This is a genomic window from Demequina iriomotensis (genome assembly GCF_000971395.1).
Classification (GTDB): Bacteria; Actinomycetota; Actinomycetes; order Actinomycetales; family Demequinaceae; genus Demequina; species Demequina iriomotensis.
In genome coordinates, this window is record NZ_BBME01000012.1 from 1 (window position 1) to 21,091 (window position 21,091).

Below are 21,091 nucleotides of genomic sequence, written 5' to 3' on the forward strand. Positions count from 1 at the left end.
GATCCCTTCCAGGACCTCGCTCGGGGCAACTTCTCCATGTTACTCGGGTCCGGGCTTCCTGTCCAATCGCCTTGCGGCTTTCGGTCGGAGCTGCTCGACCCGAGCGGCTCTCCATCTTACATCCTTTTGACCGGTTCGCTGACCGCTCTCCAGGACCCTGACGGAGCCTCCGTCGCCGCGTCTCGCCCTCCCGGGCTGCTCGCTGGCAACTCGGAACAAGTTACACAGATGTTTCGGCGTTGTCCAACCGAGACGGCCATAACTTGGTGACACCAGGTAGGTCGCTCGCACGCGGAGGGGTGGCGCTCGGTCAGCCCACCTTCCGGTGCTCGACCGCACCCGCGAGCCAGTCCAAGAGATCGTCGGCGTGCAGCAGGACGGAGACGTGCCCGTCGCCCTCGTACGCGCGCCAGCCCGCGCCGGGGATCGCCGCCGCCAGCCACTGGCCGTGGGTCATGGGCACCACGCGGTCGCGCCCGCCGTGCGCGATGAGCACCGGGTTCGCGGCGGCGTCCGCAGGGTCGAACCCCCAGTCCGTCACATACGCGAGATCGTCATCGACCATCGCGTCCGGCCCGTGCGCCATGGCGGCCTTCACGATCCCGCCGAACCAGCTCCACGCCCCCGCGAGCACGCCGTGGTCCTCGTCGGTGAACATCTCGGGATCCCACTCCGCCTCGAGCTGCGCCCGCAGCGCGGCGGGCCCGATGGCCGCGGCCTCGAGCTCGGCCCGCCCTCCCGCGCCCATGGCGCCGTACCAGTCGAGACCCGCCGCGCCGTAGGGAGCGAGGCTCGCGACCGCCACGGTCGCCAGCACGCGGTCGGGCAGCATCGCGCCGCACGCGAGCGCGTGCGGGCCCCCGCCGGAGTGACCCGCCACCGCGAACCGCGCGATGCCGAGCTCGTCCGCGACCGCGGCGACGTCCTCGGCGACGTCCGCGACGCATCGTCCCTCCCGACGGGTCGAGCCCCCGTACCCGGGCCGGTCGAGCGACACCCACCGGAACCCCCGGTCCGCCGCCGGCGACATGAGCGGTCCGGGCGGCTGGCCGATGTTCGGGGTCCCGTGATGCCAGAAGAGCGGCACCCCGTCCGCGGGTCCGTCCTCGTACCAGTGCACGATGCGCCCGTCGGGTCGGCTCAGATCACCTTCACGTGCCATAGGCATGACGCTATCCCCGCGTGGCGGAGGCTCGGACCCAACACCCGCGCGCCACGATGCGTTGTCAGTGCCGACGGAGGGGGTCGAGTGAGCAGCTGGCGGGACACGCTCGAGGCGGTGATGCGCGAGCGCGGGGGCGCGCTCTTCGCGTATGCGTACGTGTTGACGGGCGACGGGGACGATGCGCAGGACCTGGTGCAGGAGGCGCTGGTGCGCGCGTTCCGACGGCGCGGCGCACCCCAGGGCATCGACGCCGCGCATGTGTACGTGAAGCGCGCGATCCAGACCACGTTCATCGACACCCATCGACGCGCGCAGGCGCGACCCCAACGCGATCACCGCGAGGCCGAGCGCATCGCGCCCGACCCGACCGCCGCGGCCGACACGCTGGACGCGCTCATGGACGCCGTGACCTCGCTGCCCCCGCGCGAGCGCACGTGCATCGTCATGCGCTATCTCGACGGCCTCAACGCCACCGCGATCGCGGAGGAGCTGGGGCTCGCGCCCGGATCGGTGCGCCGCTACCTGCATGACGGGATCGCGACGCTGCGGCGCACCCACGGCGACTTCGGGCTCGATCCCTCCGATGCCGCTACGGGCGGCGGATCGTCCACGGTCATCATCACGTCGAACGGAGGCGCACGGTGAGCAGCGAGCTGGAGAAGGCCATGGCGCGGCGCGCTGAGGCCGCGCATGCCGAGTACGGCGCGCGTGCGGATGCCATGATGAGCACCGCCGCACGGAAGGTGAGCCGCGCTCGGACGATGCGCACCGTGGGCACGGCGGGACTCGCGGCGCTCGTGGTCGGCGCGGTCGCGACGGTGGCGGTCGCGACGGGCGGCAGCGCCCCGGTCGCGCCGGCGAGCTCGTCACCCACGGCGACGGCGAGCGTCGCCGCGCCTGCCCATGGCGCCGCGGCGACCGCCGAGCAGCTCCTGAGCGAGTCGACCGTCGAGCAGCGGGACGCCGCGCAGATGGCGTGGCTGTGCACGCCGCTGCCCGAGCGGCGGTGCGATCAGCTCTGGATCGGCGACGCACCGCTGGTCGAGATCGACCCGGCGCCGACCACGGTCGAGCTGGTCGAGGACGGAGCGGCCGCCGATGTGAGGTGGGGGGTGGCGAACGTGTCCGACGCCGACCTCATGATCGTGCCATGGGCGGTTCTCCCGCTCATCGAGCCCACGGTGGACGTCGAAGAGACGGCGGCCGCGGCGCTCGCCGATCTCGCGGTCATGGGCGAGGCCCACAGCACGGTGCTCGCCGCGGGCGCGACCGAGAGCGGGACCACGCAGGTCGGGCTCGGTGCCGGCTCCGCCGTGGAGCCCGGGACGCGGGTCGGCCTGCGCGCGCTGGTGCGCGTGCCGTTCGCCGACGCGAGCGATGCGCGGGAGCTGTGGTTGCTCGCCGACGCGGGAGACGGCGCGGTCGCGGCCTTCCGCATCGATGCGACCAGCAGCGTCGACGCGCTCACGTCCGACGACCTGCGCGCCACCGCCGTCGCACGGCACCGGGAGGACTTCGACCGCGGATCGGCGCAGGCGGGCGTCGACTGCGCGCTGGAGGATCGTGCCAACCCCCGCACGGACCCGCAGGCCCAGGAGGCCATCGACCCGTTCTGCACGGCGGTCTGGCTCACCGACGATGCGCCGCTGGTGTCCCTCGCCGACGTCACGTTCGCCGTCGACGAGGCCCACGACAACCTCACCGTCCGCTGGACGGCGAAGAACGCGGGCGAGCTCCCCCTCCAGCTCGACACCGGCGGGACCACGCTGGTGTTCGAGTGGCCGGCGGACACGGAGCCGCTCAACGACGGTGGCATCGTGTACGGCTCGGACGGGACGGTCTTCGCGAACAGCATCTGGACCTCGGCGACCTCGCGTCACGCGGTGGTGCGCGCCGAGTCCGAGGTCGCCACCGTGATGCCCGGCATGCTCATCTCCGGTGAACGGGTGGTCCCCCTGTCCGAGATCGCGGAGCTCGGCCGGTTGCGGTTCAGCGTCCAGATCCGCGTGGCCGCCGTCGACGACGCGACCGGCGATCGCGAGCTGTTCCTCGACATTCCGTGGAACGGCGAGATTCCCACCTCCGGATGATGGCGGACCTCGATCGTGCCTGGCAGGATCGGCGACACGAGGGACGGGGGCCCGATGAGGCGATGGCAGCGCATGCTCGACGCGACCATGCAGGCGCATGGTGAGGCGCTCCTCGCGCATGCGCGCGAGCTCACCGGCGACGGCGAGCAGGCCGCCCGCCTGCTCGAGGACGCGCTGACCGCGGCGTTCTCCCGCGGCCACGTGCCCGAGCACGCGGACGCGGCGTTCGAGTCGGTGCGCAGGACGATGCGGCACGCGGCCGTGCGCTCGGCCGTGCCTGCCGCTCCCCTGGCGCCGGCGGACGACCCGACCGAGGCATCGTCCCTCGCGCGGGCCGCGCTCGCGACGCTGCCCGGGCGCGAGCGCGCGCTCGTGGTGCTGCGGTACGGCGCCGGGCTCGCGGTCGAGGCCATCGCGTCGGAGGTGGACCTCAAGGCCGCGGCGGTGCGTTCGGATCTCGCCCGTGCCGTCACCGCACTGCGCGAGGTCTACCCGGGCATCGGCGTGACCGTCGAGGACGCACTCGAGGGCGGCGTGCTCGAGACCACCGCGGTGGGCGACGCACGGTGAGCGCGGCGCTCGAGCGCGCGATCGGCGCGGAGTCCGACGAGGGACGCGCGGCCGCGCCGCAGCTGCTCGACGCGGTGACGGCTCGGACCGCGACGACGGTCCATCGGCGGCGACGCATCCGCGCCGGCGGGCTCGGGGGCGGCGCACTCGCGGGGCTCGCCGCGGTCGCGGTCGCGCTGGGCGCCACGGGCCCCTCGGCGACCACCCTGCCCGCGAGCACGCCGAGCCCGACGGCGACCGCAGAGCCCGTCGCCCGCGCGGCCGGCATCCGCACCGCCGAGGAGCTGCTCGCCGAGGCCTCACCACGATTCCACGGCGCCGAGGTCGCGGGTCAGGCCGGGGTCATCTGCGCCGCGGACGCCGCACCCGAGGAGGTCGCCGAGTGCGCGGCGGTGGAGATCGACGCTCAACCGCTGCTGCGGGTCGACGAGTCGTCGTCGAGCGTCACCGCGTACATCGACGGCGATCGCGCTCGCCTGTCCGTGACGTTGGCCGTCCGCAACGCCTCGAGCCGAGGCCTGGACGCGTCCGTCGCCCTCGGTCCCGCCGCGGTCGAGCTCGCCCCGGATGCGAAGCCGGCCGGCGGACTCGAGGGCGACCGCGCCGAGTCCGCCTGGACCGGCCCGCTCACGCGCACGGCGATCGTGCCCCCGTCCGACGAGAGGTGGATGCTCGACGGCCAGGGCTACGCGGTCACCCAGGTGACCTTCGACGCCGTCGCCCCCGAGCCCGGCGAGGAGCCCGACCCGGTGTGGGCTGTCGCGACGGGCGCCGCCGAGGCGGTCGACGCGCAGGTGACCGCGTGGCTCTCGGTCGGCTCCGCCCAGCCGGACTCCCGTCGTCAGCTGCTGCTCGAGGTGTCGATGCCGCTCGTGGTCGGAGAGGTCGGCATGGCCCCCGATGCGCTCGCGGCCACCTTCGAGCCCCGCGCCCGCGGCGACGAGGTGCCCGCGGGGTCCACCGCCGCGCTCCTGTGCGACCTGAGCGCACCCGCGTGGGCCCGACCCGCGAGCGTGTCGGGCTTCGACTACCAGAGCGTCCGGGCCTGCGAGCCCGGCACGATCGCGGGGACGCTCTTCGAGGTCCTCACCGAGGATGAGGTGTCCTCGGTCGACTCCGATACGCGCATCGTCTCCAATGTCCAGCGCGTGCCGGTGCAGGTCTACTCGTTCGCGACCCTGATCGAGAGCGCGCCCGATGCGGAGGCCCGCGCGGAGGATCAACCGACCTGGACGGACACCGGCAGCACCGTGCTGCCCCGGAGCGCCTGGCTCGACGACGGCTCGCGCCTCGTGGCGCTCCAGCACTGGGACGCGACGTTCGACTGGCCGGCCGACATGCACGCGTACTTCGACGCGTCCGAGGCGCGCCGGGAGGGCGGCACGGCCACCGCGCAGATCGCGCTGCCGCTGCTCGCGGATGACGACCTGCTGCTGGTGCTCGAGCTGCCGGTGCCGACGGGGTAGGCGCCTCCCGCGATGCGCGCGCGCGACGCCGGTGGGAGGATCGAAGCGTCCTCGAGGGGGCGATGTGAGCCGCTGGGAGAAGGTGCTCGACGCGACGATGCTCGCGCATGGCGCGGGGCTGCTCGCGTACGCCCGCACGCTCACGGGTGACGGCGAGCTCGCGAGCACGGTGGTGGAGGACGCGCTGGCGGCGGTCTTCGGGCGCCGCGCATGCCCGCGCGACGTCGACGGCGCGCTCGCCGAGGTGCAGAGCGCGATCAGGCGGGCCGCGGTCCGGGTGGCCGCCGACGGCTCCGAGGCGGAGTCCGGCGCGCGCACCGCAAGCAGCGCCGCGCCGCGCGTCGAGGAGTCGCTCCGCGCGCTCCCGGTCCGCGAGCGCGCGCTGCTGGCGATGCGCTACATCGACGGGCTCGCCGTGCCGGCCATCTGCCGCGAGACCGCGCTGCACGCAGGCATGGTCGGGGACGCGCTCACCCACGCGGTCGAGTACCTCGACGCCGCGCACCCCGAGCTCCGGCTCGACGTGCACGATGCGCTCGCGGGGGGCGCGCTCGCGCGCGACGTGGTCACGATCGGCGACGGCTGGTGAGCGAGCCGCTCCGCGCCGCGCTCGGGGGCGACCGTGCGGCGTCGACCGCCACGACCGCCACCTCGGCCGCCGCCATCGCGCGCGGCGCACGGCGACGCATCGTCAGGACCCGGCGTCGCCGCGGCGCGATCACCGCGGCGTCGGCCGCGCTCCTGGTCACCGTCGCCGCGGCCGTCGTGACGTCGTCGCCGGGAGGGCGCGGCGCCGCACCGGACGCGGTCGCGCGCGTCGAGCGCAGCGTCCCCGCGGCCGAGCCGCGCGAGGCTGCGCTCACCGCGGACGCCCTGGTCGCCTCGTTCGAGGCCCGGACCGCGTCCTCCGAGGTCGTCGACGGCCGGCAGGCGGCGCTCCTGTGCGACCTCACGGGCACCGCCCAGGACGGGAAGGGATCCGCGTGGGGCGATGATGCCGCGTGCCGCGCCGGGTCCGTCGCGGGGCCCGTGCTCGAGGCGCGGAAGCAGGTCGCCGTGCTCGACGGGCCCCTAGGCACGCCCGATGCGGTGACGTGGGCGGTCGCCAACGTCACCGGTGAGCGGCTCGCGACCACCGGGTGGTACCTCCTCCTCGAACGGGGCGTCGGGGACGCCGACGCCGCGGAGCCGCGCGCGAGCGTGCTCGGGAGGCTCGTGGTGGCGGATACGGCGTGGGCGGGCGAGGGCCTGCGCGGCGCGCTCATGAGGCCAGGGACGGCCACGGTCCGCCTCGAGCCGAGCATGACGCTGCTCGCCCGTGCCGAGCTCGCGCCGGACCAGCGCAGCGAGGGTCCGCCGATCCACGCGGACGGGCTGCGCCGCGCGCTCGCGGAGGGAGCCGTCGCGACCGGCGCGGTGGTGGTGCCGTTCGAGGACGATGCCGCGCACGCCCTGGTGCTCGAGGTCCCCCTCACCGACGGGCAGGGGGCCTGATGACGCCGGGGCTGGTCGAGGCCCTCGAGGCGGGCACAGCGCCCGGCCGCGAGGCCGATGATGCCGACGGGGTCGCCGAGCGTGCGCGGCGGCGCGCGCGGCGCGGACGGCGCAGCCGCACGGCAGCGTGGGCAGGTGCGGGCGTCGCCGTGGTCTGGGCGGCCGCCACGGTGCTGCCGGGCCTCGACCGCGGCGACCCGGCGCCGCCCGCGCCGGTGCAGACGGTGACCGCCACGATGTTCGCGGAGGACCTCACCGCGACCGTGGTCGAACGCGCCAGAGACGTCGCTGCGCGGGCGCCCGCGCAGCGGGCGGTGCTGTGCTCGGTGAGGGAGGGAGGAAACCCGTGGGCCGCATCGTCCGATCGCAACGATCTCCCGGTGCGTGCCACGTGCTCGGCGGCGTGGGCCGGGAGCGAGCCGCTGATCGCGATCGACCGCTCCTCCACCACGGTCACGACCTTCACGGGGGACGGCCGCGCCATCATCACCGTCGACTGGGCGGTCCGCAACCGCGGATCGGCCGCGCTCGCGCTGGACGCGGGCGGCGTGCTCGTCTCGCTCCTCACGGATCCCGGCGAGGTCACCACCGACCGCGGCTTCGATGAGGGGCGCTACGCGGGCGGCTCGCTCTGGGCGTCCAACACGCAGCGCTACGCGACGCTCAGCGGCACCTCGCGTCCGGTGACCGTCGAGCCCGGCGAGTACGTGCAGGGCTCCACGCGGTTCATCGGCAGGGAGCCGGGGCGCGGCGAGCCGCGCGACGCGGTGTGGGACATCGCCACGGGCGCGGACGCGCCGACGGTCGGCGTGCAGGTGCGGGTGCAGCCGTTCGGGATCTCGGGCACGCGGGAGCTGTTCCTCGAGGCCGAGGCCGCCGTGCCCGAGCCGGCGGCGGGCGTGAGCGCGGACACGCTCGTCGCGGACCTCACGCCGAGGCTGCCGGGCGAGCGCCGGGACGGCGCGCAGGCGGCGCTGCTGTGCGAGGTGCCGCCGGACCTCCGGGCCGAACCGGGCGGCTCGTTCCCGTACGCCGCGGGCGAGGCGGCGTGCGAGGCGGGGTGGTTGCCTACGCGCATCGTCGCGGACGCGGGCACCCTGGGGATCACGGCGGGCGACGTCGCGCCGCTCGTCGGCTGGGGCGTGCTGACCGCGACCACGGGCTCGCTCGAGGTCGCCGGGTGGCGGCTGCTGGTCGAGCAGGCGCCGGACGACGTGCGCGATGCGGCCACGCCGCTGAGGCGGCTCGGCTCGAGCGTGGTCACGGCGCGCAACGCGTGGGCGGCGGACGGGCGCCGCATCGCGCTCCTGGACAACGCCGACGTCGCGCGCGACATCGGTCCGGGCGAGGAGATCGGCGGTCACGACTCCCTGTTCCCCGCCATGCTCACCGACGGCGAGCCGATCGACGTCTCGAAGGTGGTCGCCGCGATTGAGGCGGGCGGCACGGTCACCGCCCAGGTCGACGTGCCGTTCCTGGGCGACCCGAGCCGCGTGCTCATCCTCGAGACTCCGCTCGCGCTCGCGGGCGCCGAGCCTGCCGCATCGCCGTAGGGATCGACCCTGCGTTTCTCCCCCGCGGTGCGTCTTGTGCGGTGGAAGGATGCACGCGACGGGATCGGGGGACGCGGTGAGCGCTTGGTCGGACACGCTGGATGCGCTGATGCGCGAGCGTGGCAGAGCCCTGTACGGGTACGCGTTCGTGCTGGCGGGATCCGCCGACGCGGCCGACGACCTGCTGCAGGAGGCGCTCGTCCGCGCGTTCAAGCGGGGCCGGGGTCCCGAGTCGCTCGAGGCGGCGCACGCCTACGTCAAGCGGGCGATGCAGACCGCGCTCATCGACGCCCACCGGCGCGCGAGCGCGCGTCCCCAACGCGACCACCGCGAGGCCGACCGCGTCGCGCCGGACCCGACGGGCGCATCGTCCACCCGCGACGCGCTGCTGCAGGCGGTGCAGTCGCTGCCTCCCCGCGAGCGCACCTGCGTGGTCATGCGGTACTTCGACGGGCTGTCCTCGACCGCGATCGCCGCGGACCTGGGCCTCTCGGCCGGCACGGTGCGCGGCTACCTGTCGACCGCGATCGCGACCCTCCAGCGCACGTACGGCGACTTCGGGCTCGACCCGGCGGACGCGCTGGAGGGCGGGGACGAGCACGTGGTGATCATGACGAAGGGAGGCACGCGATGAGCAACGAGCTGATGGAGTCGCTCGCGCGCGGCGCCGAGGCGGGAGGCGAGCTGTTCGACGCCCGCGTCGCCGGGGTCGTCGGGCCGGCGCGGTCGCGAGTGCGGCGCGCGAGGACGATGCGCGGCGTGGGTGCCGCGGGGGTCGCCGCGATCGCGGTGGCCGGGGTGGCCATCGGCGCGTCCGCGTGGGGCGGCGACCGCACCGAGATCGCGCCCGCCGACCCGACGCCGACCGCGGCGGCCGTCACCGCCGAGGACCTGCGCTGGGACACCGCCCCGCGGGTGCGGGGCGAGGCCGGCACCGGCCAGGCCGCGCTCGTGTGCGAGTTCGACGCGGTGAGCGACAACCCGTGGGGCGAGCAGTTCGAGGGGTCCCTCGCGGACTCGTGCGGCGCGGTGTGGGTGGGCGACGCTCCCATGCTCGAGGTCAGCGCGGCGTCCGTCACCGTGGCGGGCGATGGTGCCGTCTCCGTGACGTGGCAGCTGACGAACACGACCGACGAGGCGCTGCTGGTCGACGAGGCGGGGACGTCGCTCGCCTTCACCACCGATCCGGACGGCGAGGGGACGGGGATCGCGATGACGGACGGCGGCATCGTCGCGACGTCGCTGTGGTCGGGCGATACCGAGCGGACCGCGCACATGGAGGGAGAGTCGCGCATCGTGCGCCTCGCGCCGGGCGACTCCCTCACGGGAGCGTCGACGTTCGCGCCCGACCAGCTCGACGGTCCGGGCTTCGCCTCGCCCCTCGAGGAGCTGGCCGACGGCACGCTCGACGCGACGCTCGTCGTGCAGGTCCGCATCCCGCCCGCTGGCGCCGTGGGCACGCACGAGCTGCTGCTCGAGGCCTCGGCGACCGTGCCCGCGACAGGCACGCTCGACCCGGTCACCCCGGCGTTCGACGGCCTCGAGGCACGCGCGCCCGGCGAGACCCGGGCCGATGCCCAGGCGGCCCTCGCGTGCCACATCGGGGATGCGGCCAACCCCCGCGTCAACGGCGCGCCCGACAACGACGGCGAGCCCGGCTGGTCCTCACCCCTGTGTCCCACCGTGTGGATCCCGGGCGGGCCGCAGATCGAGGTCACGGAGCTGAGCGCGAGCGGCGACACCGACTACCTCGACATCGCCTGGACGCTGCGCAACGTGTCGGACGGCACGCTCAGCCTCGACCGGGCGGCGATGGGCATCGCCGTCGAGATCGACGGCGCCGGCTGGATGTCGACGTCGGAGAACACCTCGGTCGGGTGGACCGGCGAGGGCGATCACTACGCCTTCCTCGCCTCCGAGACGGACGTGGTGGTGCTCCAGCCCGGCGAGACGCTCTCCGGAATCGGCCACGCCTCGGGCAGGGAGCTCGCCGATGCCGACCGCGCGTTCATCACGATCCGGGTGGCGCGCGAGGACGACGCGAACGGCGCGCGCGAGCTGGTGCTCGAGGCGCAGTGGGACGGGCCGCCGACGCTCAGCGCCCCCTAGGACGCAGGACCCGCCGGAAAGCGTCCGCGCGTGCCCCATGGCGCGCGCGGACGCGGCACGGCCGGGCGGGCCCGTTCCCGCGCGGCACACCGCACTTTTGCTCCCCCGTACGTTCTCCTACGGGGGAGGTACCACCATGGCGACGTGGCCCGAGACGCTCGAAGCCCTCGTGCGGGAGCGCGGCCGAGCGCTCTTCGGGTACGCGTACCTGCTCGCGGGTGACGCGGATGTCGCGGAGGACCTGCTCCAGGAGGCGCTGGTGCGATCGTTCCGGCGCGACCGCGTCCCGGCCGGGCTCGCGGCCGCGCACGCGTACGTCAAGCGGGCCATTCAGACCGCGTTCATCGACACGCATCGGCGCGAGGCGTCCCGACCGCGACGCGACGACCGGCAGGCGGACCTGCTCGAGCCCGACCCCGCTCAGGGGTCGGCGCTGCGCGGCGCCGTCAGGGACGCCGTCCGCGCGCTGCCGCCACGCGAGCGGACGTGCCTGGTGATGCGCTACTACGACGGGCTCTCAGCCGCGGCGATCGCCCACGAGCTCGGTCTCGCGCCGGGCACGGTGCGCAAGTACCTGTCGCATGCCGTCGAGACGCTGCAGCGCACGTCGGGTGGCTTCGGGCTCGAGCCCGCGGACGCGACGGACGGCGGCAGCGACGCGGATGTCATCGTGATCGAAGGGGGCTCGCGATGAGCGGTCCGGTGGAGCAGGTCTTCGAGGGAGAGATCGCCGAGGGCGAGGCGCTGTTCTCCTCGCGCGCCGCGTTCGTGGTCCCTCCCGTCATGCACCGAGTGAGGCGATCGCGCCGACGCCGCGCGGCGGGCATCGCCGTGGGTGCCCTCGCGACCGTCGGGGCGGTCGGCGTGGCGATCGCGCAGGTCCCCTCCGACGGGGTCGCGCCCGCACCTGCGGCACCCGCCCCCACGGCGTCGCCCGTGTCGGTCGCCACCGCCCCCACGACGCTCATCGGCCCGCCCACCGTGGAGGCCGCGGCCGAGCCGCGGACCTTCCATGACGCTCCTGACGGGCGGCAGGCGGGATTCCTGTGCGACGTCGACGCGGAGGAGAACGTCGCGTTCGAGGGAGCCAACGTGGGCGCGTACGGCCTGAACTACTGGGTCTGCGACGCCGTGTGGCTCGAGGAGGGACCCGTGCTCGAACGCACCGGGCTCGTCGCGGCTCATGATGCCGCCTCGGGCAACCTCGACGTGACCTGGGAGGTCCGCAACTCCGGTGACGTCCCGGTCACGGTGGACCGTGCCGGCGCCGTGGTGAACGTGCAGACCGCGGCCGAGCCCGGCCCCGGCGCCCACTGGGCGTATGTGGGCTTCCCCGACACCGGGATCATGATGGGCGCGAGCCTGTGGAAGTCGGACTCGGTGCGGATGCTGGGGCTCGCGCACGTCTCCGCGCTCACGACCCTCGACCCCGGCGACACGATGCGCGGCACCGTCACCGTGAAGCAGCGCTGGGAGCCCAAGCAGGATCTCGACCGCGCGGACCTGCGGCTCACGGTGCCCATGGTGGCGACCACGGGCGACGGCTCGACCCTCGTGGTGCTCGAGGTGCCGTTGCGCGACACGTGGACCGGCGCCGCGACGCCGTAGCCGCCGCGTTCCCGCGTCGGGCCCGTCGCACCTGGCAGGATCGATCGCACACGACCGCCGGGGGGACGATGCACGCGAGGACCACGCGATGAGCGCCCCGCTCGTGCGCGCGCTCGGGGCCGAGGACGATGCGGGTGCCCAGGAGTCGCTGGGCGGGCTCGCCACGCGCGCGGCCGCGCGGGTGCGCTCGCGACGTCGCCGGCGGCTCGGCGCGTCCGCCGCCGGGGGCATCGGCGTGCTGGCGGTCGCCGCGCTCGCCGTGAGCGCCGCGCGGGTGCCCGGCACCGACACACCGGCGCCTGCCGCGCCCTCGCCCTCCGCGACCGAGGCGCAGTACATCCCCAGCACGCATGCGGGTCCGTTGTCCGCGGCCTCGCTCATCGCGAGCGCGACGCCGCGGCACGCGGGCGAGAGCGGCGACCGCCAGGAGGCGCTCGTGTGCGACGCGTCCCAGGCCACGGGCGCCCTGGTCGACTGCGCGGCCGTATGGGTCGGCGACCGGCGGCTGGTCGGGATCGACCCCATGTCGCAGGTGACCGCCTTCGTGGGCGCGGAGCGGGCGCGGCTCGACTTCGACGTGACCTTCGCCGCGACCGGCGGCGTGCCGGTGCAGATCACGTGGGGAAGCGGGCTCACCGCGCTCCTCAGCGACCCGGACGCGCCGCAGGGCGAGGGCGCGGCGCACGACTTCCTCCAGTACGACGGCACGTCGCTGTGGGTCGAAGGCTCGCGACGCACGGCGTTGCTGGAGCCCTCCGAGGATCCGGGGATGACCGTCGAGCCCGGCACCTCGCTCGGGACGGGCTTCACCTTCGCCGCTGAGGCGCCGGCGCCCGGCGCGGAGGCCTCGCCGACGTGGGCGATCGCGCACGGCGCCGCCTCCGGCGCGATCACGTTCCAGATGCGCGTGCCCGGCGCGTCCGAGGACGGGTTCAGCGTGCTGCTGCTCGAGGTCACCATGCCGATCGCGACCCCGAGGCCCGGGCTCACCGCAGACGCGTTGGCCACCGGCTTCGTGCCCCGGGCGCGGAGCGAGGCTCCGCGCGACGATGCGCAGGCGGCGCTGCTGTGCACCATCCCGCGACGCGTCCTCCACGGGAGTGCGTGGTCGGCCGTGGTCGCCTGCGACGCGGGGTGGGTCGACGGCGCGCTGGTCTCGGGAGCCGGCGCCGGCGCCGTCGGCGAGGGCACGTACGGGCCGACGTTCGAGTGGGCTGTCGACGCGGTCGCCGACCGCCCGATCCTCGCCGACCACCCCCGCCTGCTGATCGAGGGCGACGTCGGCGCGCAGGCGGCTCCGCGGGACACGCTCGCGCTCACCGGCTACGACGACCTGGTGACCGAGGGCACCGCATGGCTTCCCGACGGCCGCCGTGCGGCCGTCGTGTTCGGCTATGACGGCGGCTATCCCCTGGGCCCCGGGACGCAGGGCGGCTACTCGGAGCTCACGCCCGGACCCCTGTGGGCGAGCCACCCGATCGACCTCGACGCGCTCGCCACGTCCATCGGCGGCACGGGCGCCGCGACCGCGAGGGTGTCGATGCCGTTCGTCGACGACCCGTCCCGCGTGCTGATCCTCGAGGCGCCGCTCGACTAGTCGACGGCGCGCCCGTTGAGCTCAGCGCGATGCTCGCGCCAGCCGGGCAGATGCCGGTCCATGACGGCGTAGAAGCCTGGACCGTGGTTGGGCTCGAGCAGATGGGCCAGCTCGTGCACCACCACGTACTCGACCAGGTGGTACCCGTGACGCGCGAGCTCCACGTTGAAGGTCAGCGAGCGCCGCGTCGTGTTGCAGCTGCCCCAGCGGGTGCGCATGATCCGCATGCCCCAGGTGGGCTCCGGAACCCCCATCACCGGCACCCACTCCGCGATGAGCGCCGCGAGGACCGGGCGCAGCGCCCGTCGCAGGGCGTCGGCCTCGGGGCCGGGTGCGAGCGCCGCGGGCTGAGCGGCCGCCTCGGCCTGCTTGGCCTCGATCCACGCCGCCTTGGACCGCACCCACGCGTCGATCTCACGCTGCGGGGTGCGCAGCGGCGCGCTCACCGCCACCTCGCCCGTGCCCGGCCGCACCACCATCCGCAGGTTCTTCATGCGTCGCCGCGTGAGGGTGTAGGCGGGGATCGGGCCGGACATGCGAACACTGTAGGCGCGCCCACCGACACGCTCGGGACTGTCCACAGGCCGAATGCGGGTCAGCCTTCGGGCGCGTCGACCACCTTGCGCATCCAGCCGTGGGGGTCCTCCGCGCGGCCGTACTGGAGGTCGGTGAGGCGGGCGAGCACCGCATCGGCCACCGACTCGCCTTCCCGCGACGGCACCGCGACGTCGAAGTCGTCGGAGACCAGGCGCGCGATCGGCGTGACCACCGCGGCGGTGCCGCAGGCGAACAGCTCGACGATCGCGCCCGACTCGAGCCCCTCGAGGATCTCCGTCAGCGCGAGGTCGCGCTCCTCGACCTCGCGGCCCTCGTCGCGCAGCAGCGTGAGGATCGAGTCGCGCGTGACGCCCGGGAGGATCGTGCCGGTCAGGCGCGGGGTCACGATGCCCCCGTCGGCGCGCACCGCGATGACGTTCATGCCGCCGAGCTCCTCGACGTACGTGTCCTCCTTGGCGTCGAGGAACAGCACCTGCTGGCAGCCGTGCTCCTTCGCCTCACGCTGGGGAAGCATGCTCGCTGCATAGTTGCCCGCCGTCTTCGCCTCGCCCGTGCCGCCGGGGTTGGCGCGGTGGTAGCCGCGCGACACCCAGATGGCGACGCCGTCGCCCTCGGTGGACAGGTAGGCGCCGACGGGGCTCGCGGTCACCAGGAAGTCGACCTCGTGCGCGGGCTGCACCAGCAGGCTCGGCTCCGTCGCGATGACGAACGGCCGCAGGTACAGGCTCGCCCCCGGCGTGCCGGGCACCCAGTTCTGGTCCGCGGCGATCACACCCTCGATCGCGGCGAGGAAGTCCTGCTCGCTCACCTCGGGAAGCGCCATGCGGCGGCAGCTCGCGGCCAGGCGTGCCGCGTTGGCCTCGGGGCGGAACAGCCAGATCGAGCCGTCCTCGTGACGGTAGGCCTTGAGCCCCTCGAAGGCCTGCTGCGCGTAGTGCAGCACCGCCGCACCGGGGTGCATGGGCAGCGGCGACAGGGCGACGATGCGGCGGTCGGCCCACCCCTCGCCGTCGCGCCACGTCGCGCGCGCCATGTGATCCGTGAAGACCTTGCCGAAGACGGGGTTCTCCATCGCGATCCACCGCTCCTCGGCGGACGCCGGGTGGCGGTTCGGGATGACGGTGAACGATGCGGTGAGGGCCTGCGTCTCCATGCGCCGAGCCTAGCCCCGCGGGACCAGCGGGAGCCGCGCGGCGATGTCGGCGACCGCGTCGAGGGTGCCGTCGGCGATCGCCCACACCAAGTCGAACGCCTGGGCTTGGCTCAGCTGGACGCGCTGTCCGTTGAACCCGATGAATACGACCGTCGCGAGCCATCCGAGACGCTTGTTTCCGTCCGCCAATGCGTGGTTCTTCACGATCGAGTGCAGGAGGGCCGCGGCCTTGAGCTCAAGCGATGGGTATGCGTCGACGCCCATCAGCGTTGTCGCGGGTCGCGCAAGCGCGGATTCGAGCAGTCCCGCGTCCCGCACCGGGCCGAGTCCCGCGAGGCGCCCCATCTCGAGGAGCTCATCGAGCTCGATGTAGCCGGTCACCGGTCACTCCCGGCCCAGGCGCTCGAGGGTCTCGCTCCACTCGCTCAACGCCTCATCGGTCAAGTTCGCGAGCCGCTGGCGCCGCGTCAGCTTGTCAGCACGCTCGAGCACCGCACGCCGAACGACCTCCTGCCGCGACAGACCCTCCTCCCGTGCGAGGAGTTCGAGGGCTGCTTCAAGTGCTGAATCCGTACGCAATGTCATCGCCATGCGCACCACGGTATCACCGTGGTATCACGGCGACGAGGGCGGATCCTCGATGGGCCAGCGCACGGCGATGGGGGTGCCGATCGCCCACGCCGCCGTGTGGACCCACAGCATGATCCCGGCGCCCAGCGAGGCGTAGAGGAGCGAGCCGGCGGCGAGCAGCAGCGTGCGCGCGACGAGCGTCGGGACCGACCCGAGGGGTCGGCGGGCCTTGGGCGAGAGGAACGTGAACCACAGCGATCCCACGGCGATCGGCAGTGCGATGGCGAGCACCCAGCCCACCGCGCCGCCGATGGCCGCGACCGGCCACCACACGAGCACGGCGTAGAGCGTGAGCTCCGCGAGGAAGACGAACCCGCCGCCGAGCCACCTCATCAGAGCTGGATCCTGCCGGGGCGTGCGGCGGCGCCGGGGGTCTGCTCCGGATGCGGCGCGTTCGCGGCGGCAGGTGGCGCGGCGGGAGCGGCATCGGCCACCTCGGCCAGCGCGATGCCGTGATCGATGCGCGCCCAGTTGCGCGCGAAGTCCGCCGCGATCGCCTCCGCGAGCTCCCGCTCGAGCGCTTTGGCCGCGCGGCGGCCGTTCTCCCCCTGCTCGTGGCGCGCCGTCGCGAGCCGCGTCTCGGAGGCGAGGCGCAGGTCGCGCACCGTCCACCAATGATCGACGAACGCATCGCGCGCCTCGTGGAGCAGCTGTTGCGCGCGGCGGTAGCGGATGACCTCCGCCACCAGCGCCGGGTCGCCCTCGAAGGCCGCCTGCGCCTCGGGGTTCTCGATGCGCGGGATGACGTCGCCGGGGACCGGGTCCTTCTGGACGGCCTGGGTCGCGAGGCGCAGCACCAGGCGCTGCTCGAGCGTCTGGGGCGCCGCCGCCATGACGATCGCGAGCCGGCCGTCGAGGGCACGGCCGCGCACCGCGAGGTCCTCGAGCGCTCGGTCGATCTCGAGCACCATGTCGATCGCAGGCACCCCGGCGCGCTGGCGCTCGGTGCCGCGCGTGAGGCGCACGGCCTGCTCGCGCACGCCGCGGGTGAGGCTCTCGGGCGGCACCAGGGAGGAGGGATCCTTCGCGAGAGGCGGGATCAGCAGGTCGTGCGCGCTCGACAGCGCGACCGGCGCCTCGTCCGCGAACGCGCGCCGGCGGGTACGGCGCTCCTCGACGCGGCGGGAGAGGTCGAGGAACCCGCCCACCGCCGCACCCGCCACGATGGCGATGATGAGGCCCGGGACCAGGATCGACCAGTCGACTGACATGACTCGAATCTAGGGCAGGCCGCGGGCGCCGACCAGGGACCCTGGGAGGAGGGACGATGCGTGTCAGGCGACCGGCTGGACGCCCAGCTCCTCGAGCAGGGTGAGGATGCGGCCCTTGATCTCGTCGCGGATGGGACGGACGGAGTCGATGCCCTGGCCCGCAGGGTCCTCGAGCTTCCAGTCCTCGTAGCGCTTGCCGGGGAAATACGGGCACACGTCGCCGCACCCCATGGTGATGACCACGTCGGAGGCCTCGACGGCCTCGGCGGTGAGCACCTTGGGGCTCTCCTCGCGGATGTCGATGCCGTCCTCGAGCATCGCCTCGACCGCGACGGGGTTGATCTGGTCCGCGGGCATCGAGCCCGCAGAGCGGACCTCGACGGCGCCGCCGGAGAGGTGCCGGAGGTAGCCGGCGGCCATCTGGGAGCGGCCCGCGTTGTGGACGCAGACGAAGAGGGCGGAGGGCTTGACGGTCATGCGGATGCCTTTCGGATCGGGGGGAGGGTGAGGTCGGGAAGGAGGTCGGACAGGAGCGTGCGCACGCGCGCGTCGAGGTCGTCGACGATGGCGTCGACGCCTGCGGCGCTGGCGAGGGCCGGGTCGCCGACCTGCCAGTCCTCGTAGCGCGTGCCGGCATAGACGGGGCAGACGTCGCCGCAGCCCATGGTGACCACCACGTCGGAGGCGCGCACCGCATCGTCCGTCAGTGGCTTGGGGAAGGCCGCCTCGCCCGCGCCGAGCGCCTCGAGGCGCGGGCGGACGCTCGCGTGGACCTGCGGCGCCGGCGCCGAGCCGGCGGAACGCACCACCACCCGGTCCCCCGCGTAGTGCTGGAGGAGCGCGGCGGCGATCTGCGAGCGGCCCGCGTTCTGCACGCACACGAACAGCACCTGGGGCGGATGGACCGCGGCGGCCGACTCGGCCTTGCGGACGTCCTCGAGGCGCTGACGCGCGAAGTGCCGCGTGAGCGGCACCAGGTGCTGGTGGATGGTCGCGCGACGCGCGAGAGCGGCGTAGGACTCGCGGACGATGCGCGCGACCTCCTTCGCTCCGATCTCCGGGAAGACCCCGGTGAGGCCGGCCTCGACCTCGGCGAGCGCGCGGCTCACGTCCTCGAGCTCGACGACCTCGTGCGCGGCGCTGCGAGCGGCGCTCGCCGGCACGAGCGTCTCGAGGAGCGCCCTCACCGTCGGCACGTAGGCCGCGGCGACGCGGTAGTACACCCAGGTTCCGCGACGCTCGGCGACCACCACCCCGGCTTCCTTGAGCGTCTTGAGGTGGTGCGACACCGTGGGGCCCGAGACGTCCCCGAGCTCGGTGAGGTCGCACACGCACACCTCGCCGTCCGGCGCCTGCGCCATGAGCGCGATCATCCGCAGACGCAACGGGTCGGCCACCGCCTTGAGGATGGCCGCCGCGGCTGTCGCGAGCTCGGGCGCGATGGTGCAGGCGTCGATGTTGCCGATGCACGTCTCCCGTGCCGGGTGGGTCGCGGTGGACATGGCACGTGCTCCTTCGCCGGGTCAGACCTGCGCGGCGAGCGCGAGCCCGGCGTCGGGATCCGCGAGACCGTCGAGGAAGTGTTGGGCGTCGAGGGCGGCGGCGCAGCCCGAGCCGGCGGCGGTGATGGCCTGGCGGTAACGGTTGTCGACCAGGTCGCCGCACGCGAACACACCGGAGACGTTGGTCGCGGTGGTGCGGCCGATGACCTGGACGTAGCCCTCGGTGTCGGTGTCGACCACACCCTTGACCAGCTCGCTGCGCGGCTCATGACCGATCGCGACGAACATGCCGGTCGCGGCCAGCGTCGACTCCTCACCGGTGACCCGGTTGCGCACCCGCACCCCGGCGAGCTTGTCCTCACCGTCGAGGCCGACCACCTCGGAGTCCCACACGAACTCGATCTTCGGATCCGCATGGGCACGGTCGGCCATGATCTTCGACGCCCGCAGCTCACCGCGGCGGTGCACCAGATACACCTTGGACGCGAACCGGGTCAGGAACGTCGCCTCCTCCACCGCGGAGTCGCCACCACCGACGACCACCACCGCCTGGTCACGGAAGAAGAACCCGTCGCACGTGGCGCACCACGACACACCCTTGCCCGACAGCCGCTTCTCATCGTCCAGCCCCAGCTCCCGGTACGCCGACCCGGTCGCGAGGATCACCGCCTGCGCGGTGTAGGTGCCCGACATGCCCGTCACCACCGTCTTGACCGGACCCTCAAGATCCAGCGACACCGCATCGTCGAACAGCACCTCGGCACCGAAACGCTCCGCCTGCGCCTGCAACGTCTCCATCAGCTCCGGACCCTGCACCCCCTCGACGAAGCCCGGGAAGTTCTCCACCTCCGTGGTGTTCATCAACGCCCCACCCGCCGTGATCGACCCCGCCACCACCAACGGCGCAAAACCCGCACGCGCCGCATAGATAGCCGCCGTATACCCGGCAGGACCAGAACCGACGATGATGAGAGCACGCTGATTCGACATGTCTCTATTTAGACATACCTCTAATCAGACTGCAAGCGGCCATGTGCGCCTGCGCATGGCTGCGCGGCGGCTACTCCCCCGCGTCGAAGCGGACCACGCCGGCGAGCTCGGCTCCCAGGTCCGCGAGATCGCTCGCGTACTGGGCCTCGGCGTAGTACGCCGGCGGCGTCACGGTCCAGTCGCCCTCGCTCGTCGAGACGCGGACCACGGCAGCATCGTCCACGCAGGAGACGGCGGTCACGCCGTCCTGGGGCCAGTCGATGGGGCTGCAGCCGTCGGTCGCGGCCGCGTCGCCGGCGATCGCGATGTCGAACGCGGTGCCGCTGAGCGCGTTGCGCGGCGTCGCGTCCGAGACGAACAGGCGGAAGCCGTCTCCTCGCACCGAGACCGTGACATCGTCCGTCGCGTCGTCCGCGATGGTTGCTCCGGCCCCCGCGAGCGCCGTGCGTGCCGCATCGTCGCCCTTGTCGGAGATCGCGTTCCAGCCGACGACCGCGGCGCCGACCACCACGGCCATGGCGACGAAGGCGATCCACGTGCGGTTCGGCTCCGGGGGTGCGGCACCGTCGCCGTGCTCGGACACCCCCGCCTGCTGCGGGTCGCGCCCCTCGCTGTTGCGGTGGTCCGCATTCGCCTGCTGGCCTGGAATCATGCCGGTCGCCCCCTGGTGTTCAGGCCAGCCTAGCGCCGAGCCGCATCCGGCCCCGGCGACATGCGGCGGCAGCGCCGCTAGACCTGCTGCACGCGCTCCACGGTGGGAAGGATGGCCGCGAGCTCGCTCGCCGTGGTGCGCTTGCCGTAGGCGGGCGTGTCGCGCTCGACGCGCCACGACTCGGCGAGCGGCCCCAGGTCCACGGCGTCGAAGCCGATCGCGTCGAGGAAGCTCGCGACGAGGCTCTTCGCGGCCTCGTCGTTACCCGCGATGGGCAGCGCGCGACGGCCCTCGGTGCCCGTGGGCGAGGCGTCGGCAGGGATCTCGTGCGCGTAGATGTTGTTGAACGCCTTGACGATGCGGGCGCCGGGCGCGAGCGCCTGCAGCAGGTCGCTCGTGGTGCTCTCGTTGCCGTCGAGCGCGGCGATGCGGCCGTCGCGCTGGGGGTAGTAGTTGTTGGCGTCCATGACGACCTTGCCGGTCAGCGCCTCGGCCGGAAGCTGGTCGATCTTCCCGAGCGGGACGGCGACGAGGACAAGGTCGCCGCGGCGCGCGGCCTCCTCCGGAGTGGCGGCGCTCGCATGATCGCCGAGCTCCGCGACCAGCTCGCCCAGCGTGGCCGGGCCGCGCGAGTTGGAGAGGACGACGTCGTATCCCGCCGCGGTGGCGGCGCGAGCGACGTTGGAACCGATGCGGCCGGAGCCGATGATGCCGAGGGTGGTCATGGTGGCGGCAACCCTCGT

24 protein-coding genes are annotated in these 21,091 nt (G+C 73.9%); 12 read left to right on the forward strand and 12 right to left on the reverse strand.

The window, feature by feature from the left end; translation table 11 throughout:
• Positions 1 to 310 precede the first annotated feature (310 nt).
• Positions 311 to 1,162, reverse strand: coding sequence for an alpha/beta fold hydrolase (locus AOM09_RS06875; protein WP_062385993.1), 852 nt, complete (start codon positions 1,160 to 1,162; stop codon positions 311 to 313).
• 87 nt (positions 1,163 to 1,249) lie between these two features.
• On the opposite strand from AOM09_RS06875, the gene AOM09_RS06880 reads away from it, so the two are divergent.
• The 12 genes from AOM09_RS06880 (at position 1,250) to AOM09_RS06935 (ending at position 13,652) form a co-directional block, all read left to right on the forward strand.
• A complete protein-coding gene (locus AOM09_RS06880; RefSeq protein WP_062385995.1) occupies positions 1,250 to 1,810 on the forward strand; it encodes an RNA polymerase sigma factor in 561 nt (186 codons plus the stop codon).
• Positions 1,807 to 3,255 carry a hypothetical protein gene (locus AOM09_RS06885; protein ID WP_062385998.1) on the forward strand — a complete coding sequence of 483 codons (1,449 nt, stop codon included), beginning with the start codon at positions 1,807 to 1,809 and terminating at the stop codon, positions 3,253 to 3,255. Before AOM09_RS06880 ends, AOM09_RS06885 begins: the two co-directional genes overlap by 4 nt.
• A gap of 54 nt (positions 3,256 to 3,309) precedes the next feature.
• A complete protein-coding gene (locus tag AOM09_RS06890; RefSeq protein WP_082098919.1) occupies positions 3,310 to 3,825 on the forward strand; it encodes a sigma factor-like helix-turn-helix DNA-binding protein in 516 nt (171 codons plus the stop codon).
• Complete coding sequence (locus AOM09_RS06895) at positions 3,822 to 5,291, forward strand: hypothetical protein (protein ID WP_062386002.1); 1,470 nt, start codon at positions 3,822 to 3,824, stop codon at positions 5,289 to 5,291. The genes AOM09_RS06890 and AOM09_RS06895 overlap by 4 nt, the downstream gene beginning before the upstream one ends.
• A 64-nt stretch (positions 5,292 to 5,355) precedes the next feature.
• A complete protein-coding gene (locus tag AOM09_RS15170; RefSeq protein ID WP_062386005.1) occupies positions 5,356 to 5,880 on the forward strand; it encodes an RNA polymerase sigma factor in 525 nt (174 codons plus the stop codon).
• Complete coding sequence (locus tag AOM09_RS06905; RefSeq protein ID WP_062386008.1) at positions 5,877 to 6,785, forward strand: hypothetical protein; 909 nt, start codon at positions 5,877 to 5,879, stop codon at positions 6,783 to 6,785. The genes AOM09_RS15170 and AOM09_RS06905 overlap by 4 nt, the downstream gene beginning before the upstream one ends.
• Positions 6,785 to 8,338, forward strand: a complete 1,554-nt coding sequence (locus tag AOM09_RS06910; RefSeq protein ID WP_062386010.1) for a hypothetical protein — start codon at positions 6,785 to 6,787, stop codon at positions 8,336 to 8,338. The genes AOM09_RS06905 and AOM09_RS06910 overlap by 1 nt, the downstream gene beginning before the upstream one ends.
• Before the next feature lie 49 nt (positions 8,339 to 8,387).
• Positions 8,388 to 8,972, forward strand: coding sequence for an RNA polymerase sigma factor (locus AOM09_RS06915; RefSeq protein ID WP_062386013.1), 585 nt, complete (start codon positions 8,388 to 8,390; stop codon positions 8,970 to 8,972).
• A complete protein-coding gene (locus tag AOM09_RS15175) occupies positions 8,969 to 10,447 on the forward strand; it encodes a hypothetical protein (RefSeq protein WP_062386015.1) in 1,479 nt (492 codons plus the stop codon). The genes AOM09_RS06915 and AOM09_RS15175 overlap by 4 nt, the downstream gene beginning before the upstream one ends.
• A gap of 136 nt (positions 10,448 to 10,583) precedes the next feature.
• On the forward strand, positions 10,584 to 11,141 hold the full coding sequence (locus tag AOM09_RS06925) for a sigma-70 family RNA polymerase sigma factor (protein WP_062386016.1): 558 nt from the start codon (positions 10,584 to 10,586) through the stop codon (positions 11,139 to 11,141).
• Positions 11,138 to 12,055 (forward strand): hypothetical protein, encoded by a 918-nt coding sequence (locus AOM09_RS06930; RefSeq protein WP_156162281.1) that lies wholly within the window; start codon positions 11,138 to 11,140, stop codon positions 12,053 to 12,055. The genes AOM09_RS06925 and AOM09_RS06930 overlap by 4 nt, the downstream gene beginning before the upstream one ends.
• 88 nt (positions 12,056 to 12,143) lie before the next feature.
• Positions 12,144 to 13,652: a hypothetical protein gene (locus tag AOM09_RS06935; RefSeq protein ID WP_062386019.1), complete on the forward strand. Its 1,509-nt coding sequence runs from the start codon at positions 12,144 to 12,146 to the stop codon at positions 13,650 to 13,652.
• On the opposite strand, the gene AOM09_RS06940 is transcribed toward AOM09_RS06935, so the two are convergent.
• The 11 genes from AOM09_RS06940 to AOM09_RS06990 all read right to left on the reverse strand — a co-directional run bounded on the left by AOM09_RS06940 (position 13,649) and on the right by AOM09_RS06990 (position 21,073).
• A complete protein-coding gene (locus AOM09_RS06940) occupies positions 13,649 to 14,188 on the reverse strand; it encodes a M48 family metallopeptidase (RefSeq protein ID WP_062386020.1) in 540 nt (179 codons plus the stop codon). The two genes, AOM09_RS06935 and AOM09_RS06940, sit on opposite strands and share 4 nt — an antisense overlap.
• A gap of 59 nt (positions 14,189 to 14,247) precedes the next feature.
• Positions 14,248 to 15,363, reverse strand: a complete 1,116-nt coding sequence (locus AOM09_RS06945) for a branched-chain amino acid aminotransferase (protein ID WP_062386022.1) — start codon at positions 15,361 to 15,363, stop codon at positions 14,248 to 14,250.
• A 9-nt stretch (positions 15,364 to 15,372) separates the two neighbouring features.
• Positions 15,373 to 15,744, reverse strand: a complete 372-nt coding sequence (locus AOM09_RS06950; RefSeq protein WP_062386024.1) for a type II toxin-antitoxin system death-on-curing family toxin — start codon at positions 15,742 to 15,744, stop codon at positions 15,373 to 15,375.
• 3 nt (positions 15,745 to 15,747) lie between these two features.
• Entirely contained in the window at positions 15,748 to 15,954 is a 207-nt protein-coding gene (locus AOM09_RS06955; protein WP_062386545.1) for a ribbon-helix-helix protein, CopG family, read from the reverse strand.
• 24 nt (positions 15,955 to 15,978) lie between these two features.
• Complete coding sequence (locus AOM09_RS06960) at positions 15,979 to 16,326, reverse strand: DUF2568 domain-containing protein (protein ID WP_062386026.1); 348 nt, start codon at positions 16,324 to 16,326, stop codon at positions 15,979 to 15,981.
• Entirely contained in the window at positions 16,326 to 17,204 is an 879-nt protein-coding gene (locus AOM09_RS06965) for a hypothetical protein (protein ID WP_062386027.1), read from the reverse strand. Before AOM09_RS06965 ends, AOM09_RS06960 begins: the two co-directional genes overlap by 1 nt.
• Positions 17,205 to 17,267: 63 nt before the next feature.
• Positions 17,268 to 17,681, reverse strand: a complete 414-nt coding sequence (locus tag AOM09_RS06970; protein WP_062386029.1) for an arsenate reductase ArsC — start codon at positions 17,679 to 17,681, stop codon at positions 17,268 to 17,270.
• Positions 17,678 to 18,706 (reverse strand): metalloregulator ArsR/SmtB family transcription factor, encoded by a 1,029-nt coding sequence (locus AOM09_RS06975; protein WP_062386031.1) that lies wholly within the window; start codon positions 18,704 to 18,706, stop codon positions 17,678 to 17,680. Before AOM09_RS06975 ends, AOM09_RS06970 begins: the two co-directional genes overlap by 4 nt.
• 21 nt (positions 18,707 to 18,727) lie before the next feature.
• Complete coding sequence (trxB, locus tag AOM09_RS06980) at positions 18,728 to 19,696, reverse strand: thioredoxin-disulfide reductase (protein ID WP_062386033.1); 969 nt, start codon at positions 19,694 to 19,696, stop codon at positions 18,728 to 18,730.
• Positions 19,697 to 19,766: 70 nt separating this feature from the next.
• Positions 19,767 to 20,348, reverse strand: coding sequence for a hypothetical protein (locus AOM09_RS06985; protein WP_062386035.1), 582 nt, complete (start codon positions 20,346 to 20,348; stop codon positions 19,767 to 19,769).
• Between the two features lie 77 nt (positions 20,349 to 20,425).
• The gene (locus AOM09_RS06990) at positions 20,426 to 21,073 is read right to left on the reverse strand and encodes an NADPH-dependent F420 reductase (RefSeq protein ID WP_062386037.1); all 648 of its coding nucleotides are present in this window, start codon (positions 21,071 to 21,073) and stop codon (positions 20,426 to 20,428) included.
• Positions 21,074 to 21,091: the final 18 nt, after the last annotated feature.

What these genes read in the sequence shown, in the direction of transcription:
- AOM09_RS06875 (WP_062385993.1), bottom strand. Translation starts at nt 1,162, where the DNA reads ATGGCACGTGAAGGTGATCTGAGCCGACCCGACGGGCGCATCGTGCAC.
- AOM09_RS06890 (WP_082098919.1), top strand. Translation starts at nt 3,310, where the DNA reads ATGAGGCGATGGCAGCGCATGCTCGACGCGACCATGCAGGCGCATGGT.
- AOM09_RS06910 (WP_062386010.1), top strand. Translation starts at nt 6,785, where the DNA reads ATGACGCCGGGGCTGGTCGAGGCCCTCGAGGCGGGCACAGCGCCCGGC.
- AOM09_RS06915 (WP_062386013.1), top strand. Translation starts at nt 8,388, where the DNA reads ATGCACGCGACGGGATCGGGGGACGCGGTGAGCGCTTGGTCGGACACG.
- AOM09_RS15175 (WP_062386015.1), top strand. Translation starts at nt 8,969, where the DNA reads ATGAGCAACGAGCTGATGGAGTCGCTCGCGCGCGGCGCCGAGGCGGGA.
- AOM09_RS06925 (WP_062386016.1), top strand. Translation starts at nt 10,584, where the DNA reads ATGGCGACGTGGCCCGAGACGCTCGAAGCCCTCGTGCGGGAGCGCGGC.
- AOM09_RS06930 (WP_156162281.1), top strand. Translation starts at nt 11,138, where the DNA reads ATGAGCGGTCCGGTGGAGCAGGTCTTCGAGGGAGAGATCGCCGAGGGC.
- AOM09_RS06935 (WP_062386019.1), top strand. Translation starts at nt 12,144, where the DNA reads ATGAGCGCCCCGCTCGTGCGCGCGCTCGGGGCCGAGGACGATGCGGGT.
- AOM09_RS06940 (WP_062386020.1), bottom strand. Translation starts at nt 14,188, where the DNA reads ATGTCCGGCCCGATCCCCGCCTACACCCTCACGCGGCGACGCATGAAG.
- AOM09_RS06945 (WP_062386022.1), bottom strand. Translation starts at nt 15,363, where the DNA reads ATGGAGACGCAGGCCCTCACCGCATCGTTCACCGTCATCCCGAACCGC.
- AOM09_RS06955 (WP_062386545.1), bottom strand. Translation starts at nt 15,954, where the DNA reads ATGGCGATGACATTGCGTACGGATTCAGCACTTGAAGCAGCCCTCGAA.
- AOM09_RS06960 (WP_062386026.1), bottom strand. Translation starts at nt 16,326, where the DNA reads ATGAGGTGGCTCGGCGGCGGGTTCGTCTTCCTCGCGGAGCTCACGCTC.
- AOM09_RS06965 (WP_062386027.1), bottom strand. Translation starts at nt 17,204, where the DNA reads ATGTCAGTCGACTGGTCGATCCTGGTCCCGGGCCTCATCATCGCCATC.
- AOM09_RS06970 (WP_062386029.1), bottom strand. Translation starts at nt 17,681, where the DNA reads ATGACCGTCAAGCCCTCCGCCCTCTTCGTCTGCGTCCACAACGCGGGC.
- AOM09_RS06975 (WP_062386031.1), bottom strand. Translation starts at nt 18,706, where the DNA reads ATGTCCACCGCGACCCACCCGGCACGGGAGACGTGCATCGGCAACATC.
- trxB (WP_062386033.1), bottom strand. Translation starts at nt 19,696, where the DNA reads ATGTCGAATCAGCGTGCTCTCATCATCGTCGGTTCTGGTCCTGCCGGG.
- AOM09_RS06985 (WP_062386035.1), bottom strand. Translation starts at nt 20,348, where the DNA reads ATGATTCCAGGCCAGCAGGCGAATGCGGACCACCGCAACAGCGAGGGG.
- AOM09_RS06990 (WP_062386037.1), bottom strand. Translation starts at nt 21,073, where the DNA reads ATGACCACCCTCGGCATCATCGGCTCCGGCCGCATCGGTTCCAACGTC.